Annotated in this window: 1 pseudogene; it reads left to right on the top strand. The window is 62.8% G+C overall.

Annotated elements, in window-relative coordinates:
* Nucleotides 1-65 precede the first annotated feature (65 nt).
* Nucleotides 66-1,135: pseudogene (locus CLG96_RS00035) on the top strand (IS3 family transposase); the annotation flags it as partial.
* Nucleotides 1,136-1,210: the final 75 nt, after the last annotated feature.

Raw genomic sequence — 1,210 nt, forward strand, 5'->3', positions numbered from 1 at the left:
CTGACCTGCCCCTGAGATTTTCCTCCATTTGGAGCTGGAGTCCGGCCCTTCAGAAGGACGGACGAATGAAGCGTTCACGGTTCAGGGAAGAGCAAATCATCGGGATCCTGCGCGAGCATGAGGCGGGTGCAAAGGCCGCTGACTTGGTGCGCAAGCACGGGATTTCCGAGGCGACGTTCTACGCCTGGAAGTCGAAGTTCAGCGGGATGAGCGTGTCGGATGCGCAGCGACTGCGCTCGCTCGAGGATGAGAATGCCAAGCTGAAGCGGCTGCTGGCCGATGCGATGCTCGACAATGCGGGGTTGAAAGATCTGCTGGCAAAAAAGTGGTGACGCCGGCCGACAGACGGCGGGCCGTGGCGCATCTGCGCGAGGCGCTTGGCGTCAGCGAACGGCGCGCCTGCAAGATTGTCGGCGCAGACCGCAAGAGCATGCGCTACCGCTTATGCCGACCAGACGATGCCGCTCTGCGCGCACGGCTGCACGAGCTTGCCTCCGAGCGACGGCGCTTTGGCTATCGGCGATTGTTCGTGCTGCTGCGCCGAGACGGCGAGCCGTCGGGTAAGAACCGCATCTACCGGCTCTATCGTGAGGAGGGGCTGACGGTGCGCAAGCGCCGGGCAAGGCGTCGTGCGGTTGGCACGCGTGCGCCGCTCCTCGTCGAGGCCAAGGCGAACGCGCGCTGGAGCCTCGACTTCGTTCACGATCAGCTCGCCTGTGGGCGGCGCTTTCGCATCCTCAACATCGTCGATGATGTGACGCGGGAATGCCTGGCGGCAATCGCCGACACCTCGATCTCAGGGCGCCGGGTGGCGCGTGAGCTGTCGGCGCTTATCGCCTGGCGCGGCAAGCCTGGCGTGATCGTCAGCGACCATGGCACCGAGTTCACCTCGAATGCCATTCTCGCCTGGGTACAAGATCAGAAGGTCGACTGGCACTACATCGCACCAGGAAAGCCGATGCAGAATGGCTTTGTAGAGTCATTCAATGGCCGCATGCGCGACGAGCTCTTGAACGAGAGCCTGTTCTTCGGGCTCGGCCATGCCCGCGAGACGATCAGTAGCTGGGTCGATGATTACAACCATCATCGGCCGCACTCATCAATCGGCTACCAAACACCAGCGGCCTACGCCGCTGGCCTCGGCGTCAACGACATAGTACCAACCGCCGCGGCTCTAGCTGCCGCTGGATGAAAGATCAGAGGCAGGTCA

The sequence above is a fragment of the Sphingomonas oleivorans genome (assembly GCF_003050615.1).
Taxonomy (GTDB): Bacteria; Pseudomonadota; Alphaproteobacteria; order Sphingomonadales; family Sphingomonadaceae; genus Sphingomonas_H; species Sphingomonas_H oleivorans.